Origin of the sequence: Amorphus sp. 3PC139-8 (assembly GCF_040750475.1) — a bacterium.
Classification (GTDB): Bacteria; Pseudomonadota; Alphaproteobacteria; order Rhizobiales; family Amorphaceae; genus Amorphus.
In genome coordinates, this window is the sequence record NZ_JABJVY010000020.1 from 82875 (window position 1) to 107241 (window position 24367).

A 24367-nucleotide genomic window follows, 5' to 3' on the forward strand; every position below is an offset into this window, starting at 1 on the left:
TTTTCTTAGCGCGCTTCCGGACGGCGAACCTGCCCACTTCGCCTGGAAGCGACCCACCTTTTCTTAGCGCGCTTCCGGACGGCGAACCGGTACCCACTTCGCCTGGAAGCGACCCACCTTTTCTTAGCGCGCTTCCGGACGGCGAACCGGTGCCCACTTCGCCTGGAAGCGCTTAGCGATGCCTGAAGTCGGGCTTGCGCTTCTCCACGAAGGCGGCCATGCCTTCGCTCTGATCCTCGGTTGCAAACAGGGCATGGAAGATCCGACGTTCGAAGCGCACGCCTTCGCCGAGCGTGGTCTCGTAGGCCCGGTTCACCGCTTCCTTGGTCATCATCACCGAAGGCAGCGACATCCCGGAGATCTTGTCGGCAACACTGAGTGCCTCGCCAAGCATTTCATCGGCGGGCACGATCCGCGAAACGAGCCCTGACCGTTCGGCCTCGTCTGCATCCATCATGCGCCCCGTCAGGCACATCTCCATCGCCTTGGACTTGCCGACAAATCGGGTGAGCCGCTGACTTCCGCCCATACCCGGCATGACACCGAGTTTGATCTCCGGCTGGCCAAACTTCGCCGTGTCGGCGGCCAGGATAAAGTCGCACATCATGGCGAGCTCGCAGCCACCGCCGAGCGCATAGCCCGCCACCGCGGCAATGATGGGCGTACGGACCGCGGTGAAGCGTTCCCATTCGCCGAACCAGTCGGCGGCGTACATTTCCTGATAGCCTTGCGGCTGCATCTCCTTGATGTCGGCACCGGCCGCGAACGCTTTTTCCGAGCCGGTCAGGACGATGCAGCCGATGGCCGGATCGGCGTCCGCAGCCGTCGCCGCTTCGATCAGCTCGGCGGCGAGTTGCCGATTGAGCGCGTTCAGGGCGCCGGGTCGGTTGAGCGTGATCAGGCACACCCGGCCCCGGGTTTCCGTCAGGATCGTTTCATAGGCCATGTCAGGTCGCCTCTCCCGTCACGTCGCCGCGCAAAAGCTTGATTATGGCGGAGAAATCGTCGCCACCATGACCGAGGGCGTCGAACTCGCTATAGAGCGCCGCCGCCCGCTCGCCCATAGGAAGCTCCGAGGACGAGGTCTCGGCGGCCGTTCGCGCCAAGTTCAGATCCTTCAGCATCAAGGCGGTGGAGAAGCCGGCCTTATAGCCATTGTTGGCGGGCGAGGTCGGCACCGGTCCGGGCACAGGGCAGTAGGTGGTCAACGACCAGCACTGGCCGGACGACACCGAGGCCACGTCGAACAGCGCCTGGGGATCGAGCCCCACCTTTTCGGCAAGCGCGAACGCCTCGCACACCCCGGCCATGGAGATGCCCAGTATCAGGTTGTTGCACATCTTCGCAGCCTGGCCGTTGCCCGCCTCGCCACAGTGGAAGATCGCGCGTCCCATGGCCTCCAAGACCGGCTTTGCCGCCTCGAAAGCCTCTGCGCTGCCGCCGGCCATGAAGGTGAGCGTGCCGGCCTTGGCCCCGCCGGTGCCGCCGGAAACCGGCGCATCGATGGAGAGGCATCCCTTCTCCTCGGCAAGTGCGTGGGCCTTGCGCGCGCTATCAACGTCGATGGTCGAGGAATCGATCAAGAGCGTGCCCGGCCGAACCGCGTCCAGAAGCTCGCTCCACACCGCAATCACGTGCTTGCCCGCCGGCAGCATCGTGATCACGACGTCGGCATCTTGCGCCGCCTCAACAGCCGAAGCCGCCGCCGAGGCACCGACCTCTTCCGCGGCCTTCACTGCTTCGGCGGAGAGATCGAACCCCTTCACCGTGTGCCCCGCCTTGGCGAGATTGGCGGCCATCGGACCGCCCATGTTGCCAAGCCCGATAAAACCGATCTTGCGTCCCGTCATGTGTTCCTCCCGCATTATGTTCGCACCGCATTCGGCCCGACCGCGAACCGAAACGCGCTGTCGTGATTGTGTCTTGCCAACCGGCCGGATGCAGTCCGGGCACGAACGGACCTGTCTGCCTCGGGCTTCGGTCGTTTGGTTCAGCCGAAGACGGAGCCCAGATTTCGGACCGAAGTCTCGATCTCGTCCGTCGGCACGTCGTCCAGCGTCGCCGGCTGCCAGTGCGGATTGCGGTCCTTGTCGATCACGGCCGCGCGTACTCCCTCGTAGAAGTCATGGCCGGAGAGCGTGCTCATCGCGGCCGTGAACTCCCGCTCCAGACACGCCTCCAGCGTGTCGGTGTCGCGCGCGAGCCGAACCAGGCGAAGAGCGAGTTTGAGGCTGGTGGGCGAGCGCCCGAGGATGATGTTGCGAGTGGCAGCCGCGAATTCCGAGCCGTCGGCCTCCAGCGCGGCGACGATGGCTTCGACGCTGTCGGCGGCAAAGGCGCGGTCGATCAGAGCGCGATTCTCCTCCAACACATTCGGAGCATCCTGGATGAACGTATCCAGCGCCGCGTCCACCGCCTGGTGGTCCGCGCCGGCCGGCAGTTCCGACAGCGTTTCGACGATCTCGTCCAGCCGGTCCGAGGCCACCATATGGTCGGCAAGGCCGGCGCGGATCGCATCGCCCGCCCCGATGATCGTACCGGTCAGTGCGAGATAGGTCCCGAGTTCGCCCGGCGAACGGGCTAGCAGATAGGTGCCGCCGACATCGGGCACGAAGCCAATTCCGGTTTCCGGCATCGCGAGTTTGGTGCGCTCGGTCACCAGACGGTGGGCGCCATGGGCGGAAAGTCCGACCCCGCCGCCCATGACGATGCCATCCATAAAAGCGACATAGGGCTTGGGACAGCGCGCGATCCGGGCGTTCAGTCGATATTCCTCGCGCCAGAAGGTTGCCGCGCCTGCGTCGCCCGCCCGGCCGCTGTCGAAAATCCGGCGGATGTCGCCGCCCGCGCACAGGCCGCGCTCGCCCTCTCCGGAGATCAGGATCGACGCCACGTCCGGGTCGGTCTCGAACCGCTCAAGCGCCGTATCGATCGCCCGCACCATATCGAGCGTCAGGCTGTTCAGCGCCTTCGGCCGGTTCAGCCGTATCCGCCCCAGCGAGCCGACCCTTTCGGCGAGAACGTCCGGCACGGCGGTCTCGGCATCCATCAACGCACCCCCAATAGCTCGCGCGCCACGATCAGGCGCATGATCTCGTTGGTCCCCTCCAGGATCTGGTGCACCCGCAGATCCCGCACGATCTTCTCGATCCCGTATTCCGACAGGTAACCATAGCCGCCATGAAGCTGCAGCGCCTCGTTGGCCACCTCGAAGCCGACGTCGGTCACGAACCGTTTCGCCATGGCGGCAAGCCGCGTCGCTTCGGGCGCCTTCGCATCGACTGCCGTGGCCGCCCGCCACAAGAAGGTGCGCGCCGCTTCCAGTTCGATCGCCATGTCGGCCACGCGGAACTGGAGCGCCTGAAAATCCTTCAGATGGCGGCCGAACGCGGTGCGCTCGGCCATATAGGCGAGCGACTTGTCGAGCGCGGCCTGGGCTCCGCCCAGCGAGCAGGCGGCGATGTTGAGCCGGCCGCCATCCAGGCCGGCCATGGCGATCTTGAAGCCGTCCCCCTCTTCGCCCAGCCTGTTTTCGACCGGCACCCGGGCGCCCTCGAAGATCACCGCCCGGGTCGGCTGCGCGTTCCAGCCCATCTTGCGCTCGTTGGCGCCGAAGCTGACCCCCGGCGTATCCTTCGGCACCACCAGCGTTGAGATACCCTTCGGTCCCTCGCCGCCGGTGCGCACCATCGCGACCAGGAGATCGCTCGTGCCCGCCCCGGAGATGAACTGCTTCTGACCGTCGAGGACATACATGTCGCCGTCGCGCACCGCCTTGGTCTTCAAGGCAGCGGCATCGGATCCGGCGGCCGGCTCCGTCAGGCAGTAGCTCGCCAGCCGTGCCATCGAAGTCAGGTCCGGCAGGAAGGTCTGGCGCTGAGCATCGGAGCCAAACGCATCGATCATCCACGCGGCCATGTTGTGGATGGAGAGATAGGAGGCGACCGAGGGACACCCGGTCGACAGCGCCTCGAAAATCAGCGCGGCATCGAGCCGCGAGAGGCCCGAACCGCCGACATCATCGCGCACATAGATGCCGCCCATGCCGAGAGCCGCCGCCGCCCGCAAGGTCTCGACCGGAAGATGCTTCTCCTGGTCCCATTCGATCGCGTGCGGGGCCAGCTCGTCGGCGGCGAACGACAGGGCCATCTCCCGGATGGCGGCCTGTTCCTCGCTGTAAGAGAAATCCATGGCGACGATTATCCCATGGTCGGGATGACGAACTCCGCAGAGTCCTTGATGCCCGACGGCCAGCGCGACGTCACGGTCTTGGTCTTGGTGTAGAAGCGCACCGCGTCCGGTCCGTGCTGGTTCAAATCGCCGAAGCCCGACCGCTTCCAGCCACCGAAGGTGTAGTAGGCGAGCGGCACCGGGATCGGCACATTGACGCCGACCATGCCGACATTCACCCGTGCGGCGAAGTCGCGGGCGGCATCGCCGTCGCGGGTGAAGATCGCAACGCCATTGCCGTATTCATGGTCGTTCGGCAGCCGGACCGCCTCCTCGTAGTCCTGGGCACGCACCACCGAGAGCACTGGCCCGAAGATCTCTTCCTTGTAGATGCGCATGTCCGGCGTCACCCGGTTGAACAGGCAGCCTCCCATGAAGAAGCCATTCTCGTAGCCCTGCATTTTGAAGTCGCGGCCGTCGACCACGAGCTCAGCGCCCTCTTCCACGCCGAGGTCCACATAGCCCTTCACCCGGTCGAGCGCGGCCTTCGTCACCATCGGGCCGTAGTCGGCCTCATGGTCGCTGGAAAGCCCGATCTTCAGCGCCTGAACCTTCGGCACCAGCGTCTTCATCAGCGTCTCGGCCGTCTGCTCGCCGACCGGCACCGCCACGGAGATCGCCATGCAGCGCTCGCCGGCCGAGCCATAGCCCGCGCCGATCAACGCGTTCGCCGCCTGCTCCATGTCGGCGTCGGGCATGATGATCATGTGGTTCTTGGCGCCGCCGAAACACTGTGCGCGCTTGCCGTGGGCAGCTGCGGTGGAATAGACGTATTCGGCGATGGAGGAGGAGCCGACGAAGCCAAGCGCCATGACGCGTGGATCGGTCAACACTGTGTCCACCGCTTCCTTGTCGCCGTTGACGACATTGAGGATCCCGGCCGGCAACCCGGCCTCCATCATCAGCTCGGCAAGCCGCATGGGAACGGACGGATCGCGCTCGGACGGCTTCAGGATGAAGGCGTTGCCGCTGGCGATCGCCGGCGCGAACTTCCACATCGGGATCATTGCCGGGAAGTTGAACGGCGTGATGCCCGCGACCACCCCCAGCGGCTGCCGCATGGAATACATATCGATGCCCGGACCGGCGCCGTCGGTGTATTCGCCCTTTAACAGGTGCGGAATGCCGATCGAAAATTCCACCACTTCCAGACCGCGCTGGACGTCGCCCTTCGCGTCGGGAACCGTCTTGCCGTGCTCGGAGGCCAAGAGTTCCGCCAGCTCGTCCATGTGATCGTTCAGGAGTTGGACGAATTTCATCATCACCCGCGCGCGGCGCTGCGGGTTGGTCGCGGCCCACGCCGGCTGCGCCTCAGCCGCATTCTGGATTGCCGCCTCGACCTCGGCCTTCGACGCCAACGCCACTTCGGCCTGAACTTCGCCCGTGTTCGGGTCGAAAACCGGCGCCGTCCGGCCGGAGCCGCCGGCCACCGTCTTGCCGCCGATAAAGTGTCCGATGGTACGCATCTCAACCGTCCTTGATGGTGTTCCTCTCCGATTTCAGAATAACCCTTCTTTTGTGCACCGGAATGGGCTTGATTGCACATCCATTGTGCGCAAACACCTCCTCTTATGGAGCTCGACTGGAACGATCTGCGCTATTTTCTAGCGGTCGCCCGCAATGGGCGCCTGACGGCGGCGGCACGCTTTCTCGGCGTCGACCACGCTACCGTCAGCCGACGCATGGGAAGTTTGGAGCGCACGCTGGATTCCCGCCTGTTCGAACGTTCCCCCCGCGGCTACGCCCTGACGGAGGCCGGCGAGCGGCTGTTGCGCTACGCGGAGCGCATCGAAAGCTCGGTGGCGGAGATGCAGAACCGGATCTCCGGCGAAAATCTGGCGCTTTCCGGCGCCGTCCGGGTCGGCGCTCCCGACGGATTCGGCGCCTTCTTCCTCGCCCCGCGCCTCGGCGAACTGATGCGGCTTTATCCGGGGCTTGAGCTGCAGGTGGTGGCCATGCCACGCGTCTTCAGCCTGTCGAAACGAGAGGCGGACATCGCCATTTCTCTCGCGCGCCCCCGCGAAGGTCGGCTCGTCTCCCGCAAGCTCACCGACTATCGGCTGCATCTTTACGGCGCGCGCGACTATCTTGCCGCACATCCAGCAATCGAAAGCCGGGAGGATCTCGCCGGCCATGCGCTGATCGGCTACATCTCGGATCTAATCGTGGTGCCGGAACTCGACTATTTCGAGGAGACCCTCGGCGGCCGTCAGCCCAGCTTGACCAGCTCCAACCTGATCGCCCAGATGCGCGCGACCCAAGCCGGCGCCGGTTTGTGCATCCTGCCGGACTTCATGGCGCGGGAAGATCCCGATCTGATCCAGGTGCTTCCGAGCGAGATTGGCTTGACGCGGACCTTCTGGCTGATCGTCCACGCCGATTTGCGCGACACCGCGCGCGTGCGCGCCGTAGGCGACTTCATCGCCGATCAGATCGCCGCCGAGCGCGAACTTTTTCTATAGGCATAGTGGCGCCGAACCGATGGCATGGAGCCGATTTGCGCTTCTCTGCGCCGAGGCGCGCTTGTCGGCGTGAGCCCGCTTGCATGCGGTTTCAGACCGGTCGACAAACTTCTCTAAATTGACATCGCCGGATGCCACCCTTTGGCGTCAGCGCCCGCGCGCCGCTGTCGTCAAAGAAGGTGGCCACATGCCAGGATTTCCGGACCTAGCGACGCATTGACATGAAACATGAGTCATGCGTCATATAGCGGATGTTTAAGAGCGGATCCCGGTCAGGGAGCGGATCGGCATTCCGCCTTGGCCGCGCTCGAAGTTATTAGAATCGGTCAGCTTTTGGACGTTCGATCGACACCGGTCGACGCCAAGCCGATCCAGGGAGGAGCACAATGAAACGAGCAATGACCGCCTTAATGGCGGCCGCGATGGTCTGCGCGAGCGGATCCGCGTTCGCACAGGACGAACCGCTGAAGATCGCCCACGTCTATGGCAAGACGGGGCCGCTGGAAGCCTACGGCAAGCAGTCCAATATCGGGCTGATGATGGGCCTCGAATACGCCACCGACGGCACCATGGAGGTCGAGGGCCGCAAGATCGAAGTCCTGGAAAAGGATACCCAGGGCAAGCCCGATGTCGGCAAGGCCGCACTTGCCGAAGCCTATGGCGACGACGAGGTCGACATTGCGGTCGGGCCGGTGTCGTCGGGCGTGGCGCTCGCCATGCTGCCGGTCGCACAGGAATATGAAAAGGTGCTGATCGTGGAGCCTGCGGTCGCCGATTCCATCACGGGCGAGAATTTCAACCGCTACATTTTCCGCACCGCCCGCAACTCCTCCCAGGACGCGATCGCCAACGCGGTTGCTCTCGGCGACGAGAACGTGAAGATCGCCACCCTGGCCCAGGACTACGCCTTCGGCCGCGACGGCGTAACCGCCTTCAAGGAGGCGCTTGACGGCACCGGCGCAGAGCTTGTGCACGAGGAATATGTGCCGACCGACACCCAGGACTTCACGGCTTCCGCCCAGCGCATCTTCGACGCGCTCAAGGATGAGGACAGCCGCAAATTCCTGTTCGTGATCTGGGCCGGCGGCAACAACCCGATCGGCAAGATCAAGGCGATGGCGCCGGAGCGCTTCGACATCGAGATCGCCACCGGCGGCAACATCCTGGCGGCCATGCGTGCTTACAAGGAGCTGCCGGGCATGGAAGGCGCGACCTACTACTACTACGAGATCCCGAAGAACCCGGTGAACGACTGGCTGGTGAAGGAACACCAGTCGCGCTACGGCGAGCCGCCGGACTTCTTCACTGCTGGCGGCATGGCGGCCGGCATGGCGATCGTGGAAGCCGTCAAGAAGACCGGCGGGTCCACCGACACCGACGAACTGATTGCGGCCATGGAGGGCATGGAGTTCCAGACGCCCAAGGGCACCATGATGTTCCGTCCGGAGGACCACCAGGCGCTGCAGTCCATGTACCACTTCAAGATCGACGTGAAGGACGACGTGCCGTGGGGCATTCCGGTCCTGGTCCGCGAGCTGAAGATCGAGGACATGGACATCCCGGTCCGCAACTAGAGCAATTTCAGGAAAGGTGGGAACCGGTTTTCCGTCCGAAATTGCGTCTAAAAAACGGCTCGAACCACCGGTCCTGCGTTTTCACGCATTCTCCTCCACTTTCGGTGTCGGCCAACCGGCCGGCACCGGCTCATCACGAATGGAACGATCAGGCCGCCCATGAGCGAGCATCCGGTCCTTGAGACCCGCGACCTCACCATCCGCTTCGGCGGTCACGTGGCTGTCGATGCCGTCTCCGCCGCGTTCGGCCGCGGCACGCTGACGGCGATCGTCGGCCCGAACGGCGCCGGCAAGACCACCTATTTCAACCTCATTTCCGGCCAGCTTCCCGCTACCCGCGGCGAGGTCCGCCTCAATGGCGAAGACATCACCCGGCTCGGCGTGGCGGATCGAACCCGGCGTGGCATCGGCCGCGCGTTTCAGCTCACCAACCTGTTTCCCGACCTGACCGTACGCGAAAACGTGCGCCTTGTGGTGCAAGCGAAGGCCAACCGCGGCTTCGATCTTTTTTCCATGGCCAACAGCCACACCGAGCTGATCGAAAAGGCCGACCATGTGCTCGCCCAGGTGCGGCTCGACACGGTGGCCGACCAGAAAGTCGCCTTCCTCTCCCACGGCAACCAGCGCAAACTCGAGGTCGCGCTTTTGATCGCGCTCGACCCGGACGTGCTCATGTTCGATGAGCCGACCGCCGGCATGAGCGTCGACGAGGTGCCCGTGATCCTGGATCTGATTACCCAGATGAAGGCCGACACCAGCCGCACGATCCTTCTGGTGGAGCACAAGATGGACGTGATCCGCTCGCTCGCCGATCGCATCATCGTGCTTCACAACGGCCAGCTCGTCGCCGACGGCGACCCGGCGGAGGTGATCGCCTCGCCGATCGTTCAGCAGGCCTATCTCGGCGTGGAGGCGGAAGATGTCTGAGCCGCTCCTCGCCTTGGATGGCGTCCACACTCACATCGACCAATATCACATCTTGCAGGGCGTCTCGTTTCAGGTGCCGGCCGGCGGCGTGACGATGCTCCTGGGCCGAAACGGTGCCGGCAAGACCACGACGCTGCGCACCATCATGGGGCTGTGGCACGCGTCCTCCGGCGCCGTCCGCTTCGACGGCCGCGACATCACCGCACTTTCCACCCCCGACATTGCCCGGCTCGGGATTGCCTACGTGCCGGAAAGCATGGGCATCTTCTCCGATCTGACCGTGCGCGAGAACATGGTGCTCGCCGCCACCGCCGGCACCATGGACAACAGCCGGCTCGACTGGATTTTCGAGCTGTTTCCGCCGCTCAAGACCTTCTGGGACATGCCGGCCGGCAACCTCTCGGGCGGCCAAAAGCAGATGCTGTCGATCGCGCGGGCGATCGTGGAGCCGCGCCGGCTGGTGCTGATCGACGAGCCGACCAAGGGGCTCGCGCCGGCGATCATCCTGTCGGTGCGCAAGGCGCTGGAAGCCTTGAAAGAGACCGACACCACCATCCTTTTGGTGGAGCAGAATTTCTCGCTGGCGAGCCGGGTCGGCGACACGGTCGCGGTAATGGACGACGGGCGGATCATCCACACCGGCGAGATGGCCGAGCTTGCCGCCGACCGCAGCCTGCAGGAGCGGCTGATGGGACTGAGCCTGGAGGCACACCAGTGAGCGACGCGGCAATCCGTCCGAAAATCGAACGCGCGAGCCTCGCGGAAAGCCTGAAAACGCGCGCACCGCTGGCCCTGGTGCCGGCACTCGCGCTCGTCGGCTTCCTGGCGATCGGCTCGTTTCCGACCTGGGTCACGCTGACGGTCGCCGGCCTCGCCATGGGCATGATGATCTTCATCATGGCCTCCGGCCTGACGCTGGTGTTCGGGCTGATGGACGTCATCAATTTCGGCCACGGCGCGTTCGTCACCGTCGGTGCCTTCGTCGGCTTCACGGTGCTCGCCTGGCTCGCCGGCTGGACCTCGGATCCCTCGATCCTGATCAACCTGACCGCCGTGTTCCTGGCAATCCTCGCCTCGATGGCCGTCACCGGCCTGCTCGGCTATGCCTTCGAGCGCACCATCGTGATGCCGGTCTATGGCAGCCATTTGAAGCAGATCCTGGTGACGATGGGCGGGCTGATCATCGCCCAGCAGCTCATCATCGTGATCTGGGGGCCCGACGCGATCCACCTTTCGCGACCGGAAGCGCTGCAGGGCTCGTTCATCTTCGGCACGGCGCTGGTGGAGAAATATCGCCTGCTCGCCGTCGTCGTCGGGCTGATCCTGTTCCTCGCCATGAGCTACGTTCTGAACCGCACCAAGATCGGCCTTCTGGTGCGCGCCGGGGTGGAGAATGGCGAGATGGTCGAGGCGCTTGGCTATCGGATCGGCCGGCTGTTCCTCGGCGTGTTCATGACCGGTTCGGCGCTCGCCGGCCTCGGCGGCGTGATGTGGGGCCTCTACCAGGAGACCATCACCGCCCACATGGGCTCGGAGATCATGGTCCTGGTCTTCATCGTGGTGATCATCGGCGGGCTCGGCTCCGTCGGCGGCTGCTTCATCGGCGCCATGCTGGTTGGCCTCTTGTCCAACTATGCCGCGTTCCTGATGCCCAAATTCGCGCTGGTCTCGACCATCGTTCTGATGGTCGCGGTTTTGATGTGGCGGCCCCAAGGTCTCTACCCGGTCGTGAAAGCGAAATGAGGCGGCGGCGATGATCTCCAAGCTCCTTTCCGGCGACCGGCCCGGCAGCCCTATTCTTGCAATTGTCGTGCTCGCCATCTTCCTGGCGCTCGCCTTCGCTCCGTTCCTGTTTCCCGGAACCCGCTCGGTGGAGACCGCCGCGCGCATCTGCATCTTCATCGTGCTGGTGGCGAGCTACGATCTCCTGCTCGGCTATACCGGCATCGTCTCCTTCGCCCACACCATGTTCTTCGGCATCGGAGCCTACGGGGTGGCGCTCGCCATCACCGTCATGGGAGCGAGCTTCGCCGCGATCCTGGTGGGCGCCGTCGGCGGGGTCCTTGTCGCCATGCTGTTGGCGCTCCTGATCGGCCTGTTTTCGCTGCGCGTGAAGGCGATCTTCTTCGCCATGGTGACGCTCGCGGTGGCGAGCGCGTTCGCGGTCCTGGTGTCGCAGATGTCGGCGATCACCGGCGGCGAAGACGGCCTCAACTACGCTATCCCGAGCGTCTTCAAGCCGGCCACCAAGCTGATGGACGGTCGGCTCTTCGGCGTCCGGCTCGATGGCAAGCTGCTGCTTTATTATTTCGTGTTCGTCTGCGCCCTCATCCTGTTCCTGGTGATGCTGAGAATGGTGAATTCGCCGTTCGGTCGGGTGCTGAAGGCAGTGCGCGAAAACGCCTTCCGCGCGGAGGCCATCGGCTACCGCGTCGTCGTCTACCGGACGGCCGCGACCGTGCTGTCGGCGGCAATGGCGGCTCTGGCGGGGGTTTTGATCGCGGTCTGGCTGCGCTACACGGGGCCGGCGACCACGCTTTCCTTCGAGATCATGATCGACATCCTCCTCATGGTCGTGATTGGAGGCATGGGCACCATGTATGGCGCCGTCATCGGGGCGACGCTGTTCATTCTCGCCCAGACCTATCTGCAGACCCTGATGGGCGCAGCCTCCGAAGCGACCTCATCCATCCCGCTCCTGCCCCATCTGATCGATCCCGGCCGCTGGCTGCTCTGGCTCGGCGTCCTGTTCGTGCTGTCGGTCTATTTCTTCCCCACCGGGATCGTCGGCCGGCTCAGAGGCCGCTCGGCGTGACGGAAAGCACCGGTGGGCTTCATGTGCGCGAAACCGGCGCCGGCCGGCCGATCTTGTTCCTGCACGGCTGGAGCTGCCATGGCGGCTTCTTTGCCGATGCAAATGCCGGCCTGGCCGACCGCTTCCACTGCCTGGCGCCGGATCTGCCGGGCCATGGGCTGACGGGAACCGACGGCCCCGCGCTCTCGATCGAGGCGGCGGCGGATGCTTGCGCTGCGCTGCTAGCGGAACGCGACCTCTCCAACGTCGTTCTGGTCGGCTGGTCGATGGGGGTCCATGTCGCCTACGCCGTGATCGAACGTCACGGCCGTGCGCGCATCTCCGCGCTCGCGTCCCTCGACATGACGCCTAAGATCGTCAACGATGGGAGCTGGACGCTTGGGATTTCCGGCGGCTTCGACGAAGGTCGCAACCGACTTGCGCAGCGGCTGATGCGCACGGATTGGACGACCTATGCCGGCGCGCTGACCCAGAACATGTTCGCCGATGGCGTCTCCCCCACCGATGCCAAGACGGCAGCCCTTCTGGACGATGTCCGCGCCAACGACCCGGAAGCGATGGTGGCGATGTGGGACTCGCTCGCCCAGCAGGATTTTCGGGCGCTACAGCCGACCCTCGATTTGCCGGTCTTGCTGATCCACGGCGCGAAGAGCCGGATCTACGATCTCGCCGTCGGCAGACATCAAGTCGCGCAGTTTCCCCGCGCCGAGTTGGAGATCTTCAAGCAGTCCGGCCACTCGCCGCACCTGGAAGAGCCGGAGGCCTTCATTCGGCTCCTGGGCGATTTCGCAGCGAGAGTTTGATCACGCTCCCACATCCTTGACGAGTACCAACGCCCGGCCGGTGCAGATCTCGTCGCCGGAGGCAGTACGGCAGACGGTGGCGAGATCGACCAGATCCTTGTCGGTTCGGATCCGCGTGACCTCCACCGAGGCCGTCAGGTCCTCATCGAACGGCGCGGGCCGCAGAAAGGTCATCTCCTGCTTCAGGTAGTTGGTGCCGAAACCGGGCAGCTTCACACCAAGCAGATAGGAAAACAGCGCCCCGATCAGCGGCTCGGGAACTGCCTCGATTTGAAGCCCCTCCTGCCCGGACAGCTCGGCGAAGGTGGCGGCATCGTGCTTATCGTAGCGCCGGCGGATCTCGGTGCGTTGCCCGACCTCGATCATCGTGCTGCCTCCTCAAGCGTGCAGCTTCCCTGAAACACGATCTCGCCGTCCGCCTTGCGCGCCACCGCGATCTGGAGCGTGCCGTCAGCGTCCGGCGCGATGCGGATCGTCAGCGGCTCGCCGGCATAGGCCGGGTTCGGAAACATCATCGTCTGGGCGGCGTGGCCGGCTTGCGGCCAGCCCGTGCGGATCAGCGCCCACACCCGCGAATAGATCAGCATGCCGTGGGAGACGGTGCGGCCGAACCGGGTGCGCGCCGAAAATTCCGGATCGACATGGATCGGATTGTCGTCGCCGGACAGCTTGGCGAACAAATCGAACTCCGCCTGCGTCGGCGTCCACTGCGCTTCGATCGCACCGGTCTCGGTCGCGCTCATGCCTGTTCCTTTTTCAAAACGTGCTTTTGAACCTTGCCTGCCGCCGTGCGGGGGAAATCGGCGACCACGCTCACATGCTTGGGCACCTTGTAGGCGGCGAGCCGCTCTCGGCACCACGCTCGAAGCGCGTCGGGCTCGACGGTCTGGCCCGGGCGCGGCAGGAGGAAGGCATGGCCGACCTCGCCCCATTTTTCATCGGGAACGCCAACGACGATCGCCTCCAGCACGCCTTCGTGGGCGGCAAGCACCCGCTCGACCTCCGCCGGATAGACGTTCTCGCCGCCGGAGATGTACATGTCCTTGATCCGGTCGACGATGTAGAAGTAGCCGTCGCCATCGCGCCGGGCGACATCGCCGCTTTTGAGCCAACCGTCGGCGGTGAAGGCATTGGCCGTTGCCTGGTCGTTCTCGAAATAGCCGGGCGTGACGCCGGGACCGCGCACTTGCAGCTCGCCCTCCCCTTCGCCAATGATCGCCGCGTCGTCGTCGCCCACGATACGGACCTCCGCCAGGATCTGCGCCTTTCCGACCGAGCCGATCTTCTCCGCTGCGTGCGCCCGATCCATCAGGAACACCGTTGGGCCGGTCTCCGTCATGCCCATGCCGTTGCAGACCACGATCCCGCGCTCGGCGAAGCGGGCAATCAGCGCAGCCGACAGGGGCGCGCCGCCGCAGCCCCAGAAGCCGACGCTCTGCGCCGACAGTGTCGCGAACCGCTCCGACAGCGATAGCGCCTGATAGACCGCCGGGACGGCGAAGAAATGGGTCAGTTCGCCGCGCTCGATCAAGTCGAGCACCGCGTCGGGCTCGAACTTCGGCAGCACGTGGCTGAGCCCGCCAGCCAGAAAGACCGGCAGCGTCGGCAGATTGATACCGGCGGTATGGAACAGCGGTAGATAGTTCACCGTCACGTCGCGCGAGGTGAGGTCGGACGCTTGGCCGTAGTTGATGGCGTTCGCCCAGGCCATGGCGAAGGTGTAGATTACCGCCTTCGGTTCGCCTGTCGTGCCGGAGGTGAACAAGAGATACCAGACCTCGTCGGAGCCACGCCGACCGGGACCGCACGGCTTGCCAGAGGCAGCGGCGATCAGCGCCTCCAGGTCGTGGGCGGCGTCGAGGTCGGGGTCCATCCCAATCCGCGCGACGCCTCCTGCCTCGGCGATTTCCGTGGCAGCCTCGGCAAAGGCGCGATCGTGGATAAGGTACTTCGCGCCGGAGCGGGCGAGAATGGGGCCGAGCTCCGCCGGCGGCTGACGCCAATTCAACGGGACCAGCACCAGCTCCGCCTTCAGGGATGCAAACAGGAGGACGAAAAAGTCCGTCCGGTTGAGGCAGAGCACCGCAATCCGGTCGCCGGGGTTCAAGCCGAGACCACGCAAGGCCTCGGCCAGCCGGTTGGCACGCTCGTCGACGTCGGCGAAGGTGAGCGTTCCGCGCACGCCGTCCACGAAGGCCGGCCGGTCCGGCATCAGCTCCGCCCGCTTGGCGGACATGTCGGTGATGGTGTCCATGACCTCCCCCATAGACAGTGGCGCTTCTTATTGAGCGGCTTGTTTTCGCGCTTTGGTGACGAACCGCACCATGCCCGCCCGGGTCTCGTCCGTACCGATCTCCGCCAGGAAAGAGTGCAACTCCGCATCGAGCCCTACGGCCACGCGCGCGACCCGTTCGCCGCTCCACACCAGCCGACGAGTGGCGGCGAGCGACGCCCGCGACTTTTGGGCGATTTGGGCGAGCCACGTCTCGACGAGGCCATCCAGATCCGCGGCGGATGTGACGGTCGTCACAAGTCGGAGGTCGCGCGCCTCCTGCGCCGAAATCCGTCGATTGAGAACCTGCATCGCAAGCGCCTCCGCGGTCCCGATCCGCTCCGGCAACAGCGCCGTCCAGCCGCCATCCGGCGAAAATCCCACTTCGGAGTAATAAGGCTGGATGAACGCGGTTTCCGCCATCGCGACCAGGTCGGCGGCGAGCACCAACCCGACAGATCCCCCGGTCACCGGGCCATTGACCTTGGCAATCACCGGACAGGGCAATGCAAGCAGGTCCAGGATCGTGGCATGCAGGGCGGAAACGGTGCGGTAGGCGTAGCTGTCGAGCGCCTCCGGCGAAGAAGCCGCCTTGAGGAAGCCGCCGACATCGCCGCCGGTGGAAAAGCTCGGCCCCGCCCCGGTCAGCACCAGCGCGGTCGGTTCCGCGGCACTGGCCTCGGCGATGGCTGCGCGCAGTTCGTCCAGCAGCTCCGGGACGAGCGCATTGTGGCGTTTGGACCGATCCAGCGTGAGGACCGTCGCTCCATTTCGCACTTCCGACCGCACCAGCGCCATGACGTCAGCTCCGACCGAGTCCGTTGACGATCAGATCGTGAGCAGCCTCGACCACCTCGTCGATCGGACGCTTGTCGCCCCAGACCACGGCACGCTCGCCCAGCGTTTTCGCCATGCCCATCAGGGCCCAGGCGCGCACCTCGGCGTCGCCGGAGCGGATATCGCCGGCCGCCGCGGCCTGCTCCAGGCCTTCTCGGTAGGCATCGGCAAAGGTTTGGAAGTAGGTGCGATAGGCATCCGGATCGACGAACAAGGCTTCCTGCACGATCCGGTAGAGCTCCGGATGGGAAGCAACGAAGGTCAGAAAGGCGCGCAACCCTTCGCGCTCGGCAGCGATCCGATCCGGGCTCGCCTCGATCGCGTCGGAGATGGCGCCGCGCAGATGCCGCCCCATGGAAAGCACCAGCGCGCGGAACACCTCCTCCTTGCCTTTGAAGTAGATATAGAACGTGCCCTGAGCGACGCCGGCGACCCTGGTGATTTCCGCGATCGAAGCGTCGTTGTAGCCGGCCGTTCCGATCACCTTTTCCGCGGCGTCGAGAATGGCCCGGCGCGTCGCCTCGCCGCGAGGTGTCTTGGGTTGGGGCCGCGCCGCCATGATCCGTTGTTACCCGTCAAACATGAAACATGATTCATGGCTCATGTTAGCGGTCGAAGCCAGCGGCGACAAGGGTGCGAGCCAGGCTTCGCCCAAGCGGAATCGGGTCGTGCCGCCCAATGGCGGATCGGCGCCGGCGTCGCCACAAGCGGTTCCCCGCCCTAAATTACGAATCCAGAACCGCAACCAATCCCGTTCCGGAGGGAGACGAGCATGATGTCCTGCCGAGGCAACACGGCGTTCCAGCGCGCGCTGATCACCGGCGCATCCCGCGGGCTTGGACGAGCCTTTGCGGAAGGCCTGTCGCCCTCGACGGACTTGCTCCTGACCGGACGGAACGGCGAGGCGCTTGCCGAAACCGCCGGGGCCTTACGGGGTAAAGGGCAGCGCGTCGACACCGTAGTGGCGGACCTTGCCACGCCGGAGGGGCGCCAGGCTGTCATCAACGCGGCCGAAGCAGACGGCATCGACCTTCTCGTCAACAATGCCGGACTCGGCACATTCGGCAATTTTCTCGATGTCCCCGTCGAGCGCCATCAGGCGGTGGTCGACGTCAACATTTCCGCCCTTCTCACGCTCACCCATGCGCTGGTGCCGACATTGATCGCCGAGGCGGACGGCAAAGGCGGACGGGCGGGCCTCGTCAACGTCGCTTCCGGAACGGCGTTCGTGCCCGTGCCGGGCTTTGCGACCTATGCCGCCAGCAAGGCCTTCGTGCTGTCCTTCGGGGAAGCCATTGCGGCGGAACTTGCCGGCGAGCCGATCGACGTACTCACGGTCTGCCCCGGACCGGTCAAGACCGAATTCGGAACCCATGCCGGCTACCAACGGCCCTATCTGCCCGGAGCGATCGCGCCGGAACGCGTGGTCGAAGCGACCTATCGCGCCATCGGGCGGCAGCGCACGCTGGTGATCGATCCCATGTCGAAGGTTGCGTTTGGTCCCGCGGCATTCGCCCGCAATGCCATCAGCGAGGTGGTCAATCGGGCGAGCCGCTTCAGCGTGCGGACCTGACGCCGAGAGACCACCCGCCGCATCATGGCCTGGACCGCGCCATCCACGCGCTTTGGCCCCACCGGGCCATCGTCGAATTGTGAGGAAATAGGATGGTACCGCCTCCCCGGCTTGAACGGGGGACCTCTGGATCCACAATCCAGCGCTCTAACCAACTGAGCTAAGGCGGCTTGAGTGGAGCGGCACCCTAGTTTCAACGGACGCATTTGGCAAGGCGTGTTGCACTGCGTCCTCCACGGCTTTCGCGATCGCCTGTGGACGGGATATTGCCACCCTCGCAGGACGGATGTTGGTCGCTCGCCAACTGACCGAAACGGCGATGTGGCCGCGTCGAATTTCGGCTTCAAGGGCACCAAATGGAAAGAGCGCGCCAGGCGGTCCTGGCGCGCTCTCTCATAAATCTCTCGAAGGGAAGGACGCGTTACGCGACCTTCATCTTCTCCTGGGTCTTCTCCCAGGCTTCCTTCATCGGAGCCGAGCTCTCGGACGCGATCTTCGTGGCGAGCTCCTGCATCTCCTTCATCTGACCGGAGACGGACTCGAACTGCTCGCGAGCGAACTTGGTCTGCAGCTCGACAGCCTCGGACATCGACTTGGCCGAAACGAACTCCTTCGCGAAGGCGAAAGCACGGTCGCTGTTGGCCTTGGCGTTGTCGATCGCCTTGAGGTTCAGGTCGACGAAGCCTTTGCGGGCGTTCTCGTAAGCATCTTCCATCATATCAGTGGCCTCCTCAGCCGCGTTCTTAAACGTTTCATAAGACTTGCGGGCCCGATCGATGTGCTGTTCCGCCATCTCGCGGACCGTGTCGGGGATCTCGAGCTTCTGGTTTCCGAAGCCCGGGAACGGAGTGACGTTGCTCGGCGCCGCTGCAACCGCCTCGTCAGCAGCCTTGGCCGCTTCCTTCACCGGATCTACGGCCTCGTTCGATTCCGTTGTCTCGGTCATCTCGACAATATCCTTTCAATCTGCGCGCCGACCCGTTCGTCGAGTCGCGCGATTGAGTGCACGGGCGGGACGGGTCGAACTGGCCCAACTCCGCAACTCAAAATGGTCCCGCCTATCAGCCCCATTGGGCGACACTTCCCATATAGGGGCATGCCTTGTGCGTTGCAACAACTTTTTTGCACTGCAGCAAAATCGCAGGACAAGGGCACCTGTGCGCGCCGACTACCCTCCGACGCGCCGATGAAAATTCGCAAATTCGAGAGCAGGTTTGGGAGTGGAGATTCCGTCTCCACATGCCCTCCCGCTAGAAATTACAGGAAGCGATCCCGCTTGGTGGCTTCGGGACCCATACGCCTCGAAACCACTTGATTGCGACATTTTGTCCAGGCTCGGATATCGTGCCGGAGCGCGAGGAAAAGTGTCGCGCTTTGGCATTCTTTCGCGCACCTTGCCTCTTTCTAAAAAGGCGAAAGCCGCGCTCGAACCGGCAAGGAAGAGCCATGCTGCTCCTCGTCGTCGGTCGATCGTTCGGGAGAATTAGCTGTTGGCGGCCTTCTTGCCGACGTCGCTCGCCGTCTTGGCGGCGCTGTCACCGATTTCGCGCGTCTGCTCGCCAAAGGCCGACATGCGATTGGTCATGAACTCCGACTGGAGCTTCACGATCTCGTCCATGTCCTTGGCTTTCGCCATCTTTTCGGCGAAATCGAAGGCGGCGGAGATGTTCTCCTCCGCGTAGGAGAGCATCTTCTTATTGAGGTCGGCGGCACCGGCCTGCATTTGCTGGGTGGAGCCCTCGACGGACGTCACGGTGGTCTGGGCAACCCGCATGAAATCTTCCAGCGCCTTGCGCGCCTGCGTCACGCTCTGTTCGGCGTAAGTCCGAAGCTGGTCGGGAATTTCGAACTGATTGTTCGGCTTGTCACTCATCGGGGACACCTCCCTCGTACACGGTCCGCGCGGGTCAACTGCACCCGGGTAAAAGCTCACATCAATATGAAGCCAATAAGAATATGCCCGGGGTCGCCGGTTCGTTCCAGTCGGAACCGATGCTACCTTTGCACGAACGTTGCTGCGCCGCAATAACGCGACCGCGCGCGTTAACCCTCAAAGCGATCGATGCCGCCGACCGAGGTCGCCTTTGTGGACCCTGGCGCTATGCCCTTGTATTAACGCGAAATTAGCCCAAAACCGCGCTTTTATTGGCTGTTCGGGACGAGACAGTTGCAGAAGGCACCGGTCAAACCGGTCCGGTCGAAGATGGACGACGCGTACGAGACCTTCCTGACATTGTGCGCGCATCCCGAAGTCGGGAATGCGGTGGGGGACGTGCGTCCGGCGTTCGTCGTCTCGCTTGCGCGCGCCGAGATGGTCTGGGCCAATGCCGCCGGCGCCCGCCTATGCGGTCTGTCGTCCGTGTACGAGTTCGGTGCCGGCATGGCGTCACGAGCCCGGACGATTGCCCACGATCTCGCCCAGCAAATCCGTCCCCACATCAGTGGGGAGCGCACCGCCCTCTGTCGCATTCGCGACGGCCTCTCGCCCATCGTGCTCGATTGCCGTGTGCGCGCCATCTCCACCGGGGAGCTTCGCCCGTATGCGCGCGTGCTCGTGGTGGCGCCTGCACCAGACGACGAGCGCGAGGCCCGCCCCCTGGCTGCCTTCGCCGAATTTGTCGGCGGTTCGCACGCGACCATCGTCAACGCGGACGGAACGCTCGTTGCTGGGGATCGCGGGTTGCGCGATTCGCGGCCGGGAGCTCGCCGGGTGCCCATCGGAGCGACGGGACTGACGCTGCGCCTGCCGGATCCGCCCCCACAATCCTTTCCCCTCGAGGAGACCGATGCGATACGGACACCCCGAGCAGCCGATCTTGGCGCCAAGGCCGTGACGGATCGCGCGCCGGAACAATCGGACACCGTGCCCGAAACCGAGGCGGCGAAGACCGGACTTGTGGTGGGCGACGCCAGCCAGCGGCCGCGGCCGGTTCGTTTCACCTGGCAGTCGGACGCCGACGACCGGATCTCCTATCTCTCTCCGGAATTCGCCCAGGCACTCGGCTCTAGCGATGCGATCCTCGGCCGCTCCTGGCAGGAGTTGGCGCGCAGCCTCGCCTTCGATCCCGACGGCACGCTAATGGCGGCGCTGTCGGACCGGGTCGCCTGGAGCGGAACCACCATCTTCTGGCCAACCTCCGCCGCCGGCGGCCGCGTCCCGGTGGATGTCGCAGGCTTGGCGATCCAGGACGCCGAACGCCGGTTCGTCGGTTTTCGCGGGTTCGGGCTGATCCGCCTTGGCGAAGTCGACACCAGCGTCGCACCGGCAGAATCGCCCCCCTCCGCCGGGCTCGAGCGCTCCGCGCCCGCACCCGACGACGAAGCGGTCGCCGCAACGAGCCAAGAGAACGTTGCCGAAACCGAGCCGGTTCTTGCCGCCTCGCCTTCGAATGTGGTTCGCTTGCACCGCCATGAGCCGGCCGAGCCGCAACCGACGACGCATCTTTCGCGACCCGAGCGGGAAGCCTTCCGGATGATCGCGGCCGCGCTTGGCGCCCGCTTCGAAGGCGACGAGACCCCGCCAACGCCTTCCGAGCCTGCGGAGCAGCCAGCGCCTGCGCCAAAACCCGCATCCATCGTCCGCCCGGCACGGTTCGAAGCGCGGCCCGGCCCGATGCCGTCGGCATTCGCCACCGTTGCGTCGCAACCCGATACCCGCATTCTGGACCGGCTGCCGCTTGCCCTGGTGGTGTCGCAACGCGACCGGCTGGTGCATGTCAATGCCGCTGCCCTCTCCCTGCTCGGCTACCCGAATGCCGATGCGCTGGCGAAGGCCGGAGGCGTTGCGGCGCTGTTTGCGAACACGCCCTCCCCATCCGGGGCCGCGGACAACGCAATCCTTCTGAAACAGGCGGACGGGACGACGATCCCGGCGGAGGTGCGGCTTCATACCGTGCCCTGGGGCGAGGAGCGCGCGCTTCTGGTCATCCTCAGAGCACTTCCCGCCGACCATCGCGGCGAGGAGGCCCGAATGAGCGAGGATCGCGACGACGAGCGCTCCCAAGACAGCAGCAGCCGCCCGCCGGCTGCGCCGGAGGATGTCGCTCCGCAACTGACCGGCGTGCTCAACGCCATTCCCGATGCGGTGTTCGTAATCGACCCCGACGGCACAGTGGTGTTAGCGAATCACGGCGCGGAAGCGATCTTCCGACGTCCGACCACAGCCTTCCGCGGCATGCGTCTGGAAGACCTGTTGGACGGCGACAGCGGTGAGATTGTCGACGACCTTCTCGAACAGATCGCCACGGGCAGCGATCCAACCCGACCGCGCCTTGCCGACGAGGTGATCGGGCTGCGTCCTAACCAGGGCCCGATCCCACTGGCGCTCTCCATCGGGCTGGTCGGCAACGGCCCGCGCCTCTGCGCAGTCATGCGCGACGTCGCGCGTTGGAAATCGGCCGAGGCGCAATTCTCCGAGGCGACCCGAGCCGCGGAAACCGCCAATGCCCAGAAATCCGACATGCTGGCCCGGATCAGCCACGAGATCCGCACGCCGCTCAATGCGATTCTCGGCTTCACCGACGTGATGCTGGCGGAAAAGCTCGGGCCCCTCGGCAACGAGCGCTACCGGGACTATCTGCGCGACATCTCCATCTCCGGCCAGCACATTTTGAGCCTGGTGAACGATCTCCTGGATCTCTCCAAGATCGAGGCCGGCAAGCTGGACCTGTCGTTCGAGCCGGTGGCCATGAACGAGATCGCCCGCGACTGCACCAACCTGATGGAGCCCCAGGCCGAATCGGACCGGGTGGAAATCCGCAGCCGGCTGCAGGAGAACCTGCCGCGCATTCTCGCCGACACCCGGTCGCTCCGGCAGATCACGCTCAATCTTCTGTCCAACGCCATCAAGTTCAATCGTACCGGCGGGGTGGTCTCGCTTTCCACCTTCCAGGACGAAACCGGCGCGGTGATCCTGCGGGTGAGCGACAACGGCATCGGCATGTCGGAGGACGATCTCGCCGCCGCCATGGAGCCGTTCCGACGGGTCGGCAAATCGCCGAAGAACGGCACAGGGCTCGGCCTGCCGCTGACCAAGGCGCTCGCCGAAGCCAATCGCGCCGATTTCAAGATCCGCTCGGAACCGAACCGCGGCACGGTGGTCGACATCACCTTCCCGGCTCCTCGGGTGCTGGCGGCCTAAAGCATTTCCAGGCCAAGTGGGAACCGGTTGGCCGTCAGGAAATGCGTCGAAACGAATGTGCGCCACACGGCAGGGGTCTTCGTCCGGTCAGATAAAAATTGCCGCCATCGACGCGACCAAAAGGGCCGCGAACACGACATTCACGATCCGTCCCCATCGCGGCGAAGCCAGCACGCGCGTAAAGGCGGAGCCCAAAAGCAGCCAAGCAGGATTCACGAAGAAGACCAACGCAATGACGAGGCCGACGCGCAGCGCAACATAAGCGCCTGTGCCATCGCCGAGCGTGGCAGTCGACGCGTAGATTGCCCCGAACGCTGCGTAGGCCTTGGGGTTTGCGATCGCCAGCAGATAACCCGGCAGGAACGACGGCGCCCGCCTGCCGGCGTCGCGCGCCACGGCGACCGGCGCGGTCGCGATCTTCCAGGCCAGATAGAGAATGTAGGCGGCGGCCGCGATCGTCAGCACCGGCAGGAGACCGGGCACGGCGAACACGATGCCGGTCACGCCCGAGGCGACGATCGCGACGACAGTGGACGTGCCGAGGCAAATTCCGGCCACGTAGGGAATGCCGGCGCGCACCCCGAACGCCGATCCCACGGCCGCCGACGACAGGGTCGCCGGTCCCGGGCTTCCCATCAGCGGCAAAGCAACCGAAATTACCACCAGAACCGCTTCGAGCATGACACGCCTCCAATCTCTGGAAGGCGAAGTTAGCGCTTGGGGGCGGCCCGTTCTTGAACGATCCTGGAGCCAAGGCAGCTTCGATGAAAGACCAGGTGCGCTATGGCGGCGGGAGCGAAGGGCTGGAGCGCGCCAAGATCGTGCTCGCCGAAGAGGCCTATTCGCCGCACCGCCACGACACCTACGCGCTGGGGATGACGCTGACCGGCATCCAGGCATTTCGTTATCGCGGCGCGGCGCGTGCCTCGGTCTCCGGCAAGGTGTTCGTGCTCCATCCCGACGAGCTGCACGACGGCCATCCCGGCACGGAGGCGGGACTGGCCTATTGCGCGCTCTACGTCTCGCCGAAGCGAATTGCGGAGGCACTCGGTGGCGCGCTGCCGTTCCTAGCCGAACCGGTGAGTGGCGATCCCCGGCTGGTCCAGGCGATGCAATCGGCCATGACCGAATTCGACAGCGAAATTGGCGAGATGCGGGCCACCGAGATTGTCGCCACCCTTGCCGATGCCCTGGCTGCCGTGTCCGACGACCCGCCCGGGTCCCCCACCTTCATCGACAAACCCGCCATGGACCGGGTGGCCGCCCTGATCGACGCGGCCGTGACTTCCGATCTCGGGATCGAAGCACTGGAACAAACGAGCGGTCACGATCGCTGGTCGCTCTATCGCCAGTTCCGCGCCGTGCACGGCGTCAGCCCCTACCGCTACGCCAAGATGCGCCGGCTCGACCGAGCCCGCGCCTTGATCCGCTCCGGCGCGAGCCTTGCGAATGCGGCGGTTGACGCCGGCTTTGCCGACCAAAGCCACCTGACCCGACAGTTCAAGGAGACCTATGGCCTCGCGCCGGGCCGTTGGCGACGGATGCTGGCCGGCTGATCGGCCGGCCGCCGCGTTCGCCAATTTTACTCGGTCGTTCCCCCCAACTCCGCTTGTGTGTTTGATTTGTGGTTTGCTTGAGCGTCGGAAGGCGTGGCGACGCCTCCCGACGCGGTCAGGCGGCCGTCACTCCGCGGGTCGTGTCTGTCGTGACGCGACCGAGGATGAGTTTGGCCCT

General features: G+C 64.9%; 23 protein-coding genes and 1 tRNA gene. 10 read left to right on the forward strand and 14 right to left on the reverse strand.

Annotation, left to right across the window (positions count from 1 at the left end; all coding sequences use genetic code 11):
• Nucleotides 1-172: 172 nt before the first annotated feature.
• From HNS03_RS17835 to HNS03_RS17855, 5 genes are all read right to left on the reverse strand, one after another.
• A complete protein-coding gene (locus HNS03_RS17835) occupies nt 173-946 on the reverse strand; it encodes an enoyl-CoA hydratase (protein WP_367197255.1) in 774 nt (257 codons plus the stop codon).
• Nucleotide 947: 1 nt separating this feature from the next.
• The gene (gene mmsB, locus HNS03_RS17840) at nt 948-1865 is read right to left on the reverse strand and encodes a 3-hydroxyisobutyrate dehydrogenase (RefSeq protein WP_367197257.1); all 918 of its coding nucleotides are present in this window, start codon (nt 1863-1865) and stop codon (nt 948-950) included.
• Nucleotides 1866-1990: 125 nt separating this feature from the next.
• On the reverse strand, nt 1991-3049 hold the full coding sequence (locus HNS03_RS17845; protein WP_367197259.1) for an enoyl-CoA hydratase/isomerase family protein: 1059 nt from the start codon (nt 3047-3049) through the stop codon (nt 1991-1993).
• A complete protein-coding gene (locus HNS03_RS17850) occupies nt 3049-4191 on the reverse strand; it encodes an isobutyryl-CoA dehydrogenase (RefSeq protein WP_367197260.1) in 1143 nt (380 codons plus the stop codon). The genes HNS03_RS17845 and HNS03_RS17850 overlap by 1 nt, the downstream gene beginning before the upstream one ends.
• 8 nt (nt 4192-4199) lie before the next feature.
• Nucleotides 4200-5696 (reverse strand): CoA-acylating methylmalonate-semialdehyde dehydrogenase, encoded by a 1497-nt coding sequence (locus tag HNS03_RS17855; protein ID WP_367197262.1) that lies wholly within the window; start codon nt 5694-5696, stop codon nt 4200-4202.
• A 105-nt stretch (nt 5697-5801) separates the two neighbouring features.
• Between HNS03_RS17855 and HNS03_RS17860 the strand changes: the two genes are divergently transcribed.
• From HNS03_RS17860 to HNS03_RS17890, 7 genes are all read left to right on the forward strand, one after another.
• Nucleotides 5802-6692: a LysR family transcriptional regulator gene (locus tag HNS03_RS17860; protein WP_367197264.1), complete on the forward strand. Its 891-nt coding sequence runs from the start codon at nt 5802-5804 to the stop codon at nt 6690-6692.
• Between the two features lie 386 nt (nt 6693-7078).
• Nucleotides 7079-8266 (forward strand): substrate-binding domain-containing protein, encoded by a 1188-nt coding sequence (locus HNS03_RS17865; protein ID WP_367197265.1) that lies wholly within the window; start codon nt 7079-7081, stop codon nt 8264-8266.
• 159 nt (nt 8267-8425) lie between these two features.
• On the forward strand, nt 8426-9193 hold the full coding sequence (locus HNS03_RS17870; protein ID WP_367197267.1) for an ABC transporter ATP-binding protein: 768 nt from the start codon (nt 8426-8428) through the stop codon (nt 9191-9193).
• Nucleotides 9186-9911: an ABC transporter ATP-binding protein gene (locus HNS03_RS17875; protein ID WP_367197268.1), complete on the forward strand. Its 726-nt coding sequence runs from the start codon at nt 9186-9188 to the stop codon at nt 9909-9911. Before HNS03_RS17870 ends, HNS03_RS17875 begins: the two co-directional genes overlap by 8 nt.
• Complete coding sequence (locus HNS03_RS17880; RefSeq protein ID WP_367197270.1) at nt 9908-10936, forward strand: branched-chain amino acid ABC transporter permease; 1029 nt, start codon at nt 9908-9910, stop codon at nt 10934-10936. The genes HNS03_RS17875 and HNS03_RS17880 overlap by 4 nt, the downstream gene beginning before the upstream one ends.
• A gap of 10 nt (nt 10937-10946) precedes the next feature.
• Complete coding sequence (locus HNS03_RS17885) at nt 10947-12008, forward strand: branched-chain amino acid ABC transporter permease (RefSeq protein ID WP_367197272.1); 1062 nt, start codon at nt 10947-10949, stop codon at nt 12006-12008.
• Nucleotides 12005-12811, forward strand: coding sequence for an alpha/beta fold hydrolase (locus HNS03_RS17890; protein WP_367197274.1), 807 nt, complete (start codon nt 12005-12007; stop codon nt 12809-12811). Before HNS03_RS17885 ends, HNS03_RS17890 begins: the two co-directional genes overlap by 4 nt.
• Here HNS03_RS17890 and HNS03_RS17895 read toward each other — a convergent pair whose 3' ends face one another.
• From HNS03_RS17895 to HNS03_RS17915, 5 genes are read right to left on the reverse strand one after another with little or no spacing between them, the layout of a single operon-like run.
• On the reverse strand, nt 12812-13177 hold the full coding sequence (locus tag HNS03_RS17895) for a phosphate acetyltransferase (RefSeq protein WP_367197275.1): 366 nt from the start codon (nt 13175-13177) through the stop codon (nt 12812-12814).
• Nucleotides 13174-13554: a MaoC family dehydratase gene (locus HNS03_RS17900; protein ID WP_367197277.1), complete on the reverse strand. Its 381-nt coding sequence runs from the start codon at nt 13552-13554 to the stop codon at nt 13174-13176. The genes HNS03_RS17895 and HNS03_RS17900 overlap by 4 nt, the downstream gene beginning before the upstream one ends.
• Nucleotides 13551-15065 (reverse strand): AMP-binding protein, encoded by a 1515-nt coding sequence (locus HNS03_RS17905; protein WP_367197279.1) that lies wholly within the window; start codon nt 15063-15065, stop codon nt 13551-13553. The genes HNS03_RS17900 and HNS03_RS17905 overlap by 4 nt, the downstream gene beginning before the upstream one ends.
• A 27-nt stretch (nt 15066-15092) precedes the next feature.
• Nucleotides 15093-15881 carry an enoyl-CoA hydratase/isomerase family protein gene (locus HNS03_RS17910; protein ID WP_367197280.1) on the reverse strand — a complete coding sequence of 263 codons (789 nt, stop codon included), beginning with the start codon at nt 15879-15881 and terminating at the stop codon, nt 15093-15095.
• A gap of 4 nt (nt 15882-15885) precedes the next feature.
• On the reverse strand, nt 15886-16479 hold the full coding sequence (locus HNS03_RS17915) for a TetR/AcrR family transcriptional regulator (protein WP_367197281.1): 594 nt from the start codon (nt 16477-16479) through the stop codon (nt 15886-15888).
• A gap of 213 nt (nt 16480-16692) precedes the next feature.
• Here HNS03_RS17915 and HNS03_RS17920 point away from each other — a divergent pair, with 213 nt between their 5' ends.
• Complete coding sequence (locus tag HNS03_RS17920; protein ID WP_367197282.1) at nt 16693-17493, forward strand: SDR family NAD(P)-dependent oxidoreductase; 801 nt, start codon at nt 16693-16695, stop codon at nt 17491-17493.
• A gap of 93 nt (nt 17494-17586) precedes the next feature.
• Here HNS03_RS17920 and HNS03_RS17925 read toward each other — a convergent pair.
• The 3 genes from HNS03_RS17925 to HNS03_RS17935 form a co-directional block, all read right to left on the reverse strand.
• Nucleotides 17587-17663, reverse strand: a tRNA-His gene (locus tag HNS03_RS17925).
• 251 nt (nt 17664-17914) lie between these two features.
• Nucleotides 17915-18439 (reverse strand): phasin, encoded by a 525-nt coding sequence (locus HNS03_RS17930; protein ID WP_367197284.1) that lies wholly within the window; start codon nt 18437-18439, stop codon nt 17915-17917.
• A gap of 537 nt (nt 18440-18976) precedes the next feature.
• Nucleotides 18977-19366 (reverse strand): phasin family protein, encoded by a 390-nt coding sequence (locus HNS03_RS17935; protein ID WP_367197285.1) that lies wholly within the window; start codon nt 19364-19366, stop codon nt 18977-18979.
• 330 nt (nt 19367-19696) lie between these two features.
• On the opposite strand from HNS03_RS17935, the gene HNS03_RS17940 reads away from it, so the two are divergent.
• On the forward strand, nt 19697-22633 hold the full coding sequence (locus HNS03_RS17940) for an ATP-binding protein (protein ID WP_367197286.1): 2937 nt from the start codon (nt 19697-19699) through the stop codon (nt 22631-22633).
• An 87-nt stretch (nt 22634-22720) separates the two neighbouring features.
• Here HNS03_RS17940 and HNS03_RS17945 read toward each other — a convergent pair whose 3' ends face one another.
• The gene (locus HNS03_RS17945; protein ID WP_367197287.1) at nt 22721-23314 is read right to left on the reverse strand and encodes a LysE family translocator; all 594 of its coding nucleotides are present in this window, start codon (nt 23312-23314) and stop codon (nt 22721-22723) included.
• A gap of 83 nt (nt 23315-23397) precedes the next feature.
• Between HNS03_RS17945 and HNS03_RS17950 the strand changes: the two genes are divergently transcribed.
• On the forward strand, nt 23398-24189 hold the full coding sequence (locus tag HNS03_RS17950) for an AraC family transcriptional regulator (protein ID WP_367197288.1): 792 nt from the start codon (nt 23398-23400) through the stop codon (nt 24187-24189).
• Nucleotides 24190-24367: the final 178 nt, after the last annotated feature.

Coding starts and splice junctions, on each gene's coding strand:
- HNS03_RS17835 (WP_367197255.1), bottom strand. CDS start 946: ATGGCCTATGAAACGATCCTGACGGAAACCCGGGGCCGGGTGTGCCTG.
- mmsB (WP_367197257.1), bottom strand. CDS start 1,865: ATGCGGGAGGAACACATGACGGGACGCAAGATCGGTTTTATCGGGCTT.
- HNS03_RS17845 (WP_367197259.1), bottom strand. CDS start 3,049: ATGGATGCCGAGACCGCCGTGCCGGACGTTCTCGCCGAAAGGGTCGGC.
- HNS03_RS17850 (WP_367197260.1), bottom strand. CDS start 4,191: ATGGATTTCTCTTACAGCGAGGAACAGGCCGCCATCCGGGAGATGGCC.
- HNS03_RS17855 (WP_367197262.1), bottom strand. CDS start 5,696: ATGCGTACCATCGGACACTTTATCGGCGGCAAGACGGTGGCCGGCGGC.
- HNS03_RS17860 (WP_367197264.1), top strand. CDS start 5,802: ATGGAGCTCGACTGGAACGATCTGCGCTATTTTCTAGCGGTCGCCCGC.
- HNS03_RS17865 (WP_367197265.1), top strand. CDS start 7,079: ATGAAACGAGCAATGACCGCCTTAATGGCGGCCGCGATGGTCTGCGCG.
- HNS03_RS17870 (WP_367197267.1), top strand. CDS start 8,426: ATGAGCGAGCATCCGGTCCTTGAGACCCGCGACCTCACCATCCGCTTC.
- HNS03_RS17875 (WP_367197268.1), top strand. CDS start 9,186: ATGTCTGAGCCGCTCCTCGCCTTGGATGGCGTCCACACTCACATCGAC.
- HNS03_RS17885 (WP_367197272.1), top strand. CDS start 10,947: ATGATCTCCAAGCTCCTTTCCGGCGACCGGCCCGGCAGCCCTATTCTT.
- HNS03_RS17895 (WP_367197275.1), bottom strand. CDS start 13,177: ATGATCGAGGTCGGGCAACGCACCGAGATCCGCCGGCGCTACGATAAG.
- HNS03_RS17900 (WP_367197277.1), bottom strand. CDS start 13,554: ATGAGCGCGACCGAGACCGGTGCGATCGAAGCGCAGTGGACGCCGACG.
- HNS03_RS17905 (WP_367197279.1), bottom strand. CDS start 15,065: ATGGACACCATCACCGACATGTCCGCCAAGCGGGCGGAGCTGATGCCG.
- HNS03_RS17910 (WP_367197280.1), bottom strand. CDS start 15,881: ATGGCGCTGGTGCGGTCGGAAGTGCGAAATGGAGCGACGGTCCTCACG.
- HNS03_RS17915 (WP_367197281.1), bottom strand. CDS start 16,479: ATGGCGGCGCGGCCCCAACCCAAGACACCTCGCGGCGAGGCGACGCGC.
- HNS03_RS17920 (WP_367197282.1), top strand. CDS start 16,693: ATGATGTCCTGCCGAGGCAACACGGCGTTCCAGCGCGCGCTGATCACC.
- HNS03_RS17930 (WP_367197284.1), bottom strand. CDS start 18,439: ATGACCGAGACAACGGAATCGAACGAGGCCGTAGATCCGGTGAAGGAA.
- HNS03_RS17935 (WP_367197285.1), bottom strand. CDS start 19,366: ATGAGTGACAAGCCGAACAATCAGTTCGAAATTCCCGACCAGCTTCGG.
- HNS03_RS17940 (WP_367197286.1), top strand. CDS start 19,697: ATGGACGACGCGTACGAGACCTTCCTGACATTGTGCGCGCATCCCGAA.
- HNS03_RS17945 (WP_367197287.1), bottom strand. CDS start 23,314: ATGCTCGAAGCGGTTCTGGTGGTAATTTCGGTTGCTTTGCCGCTGATG.
- HNS03_RS17950 (WP_367197288.1), top strand. CDS start 23,398: ATGAAAGACCAGGTGCGCTATGGCGGCGGGAGCGAAGGGCTGGAGCGC.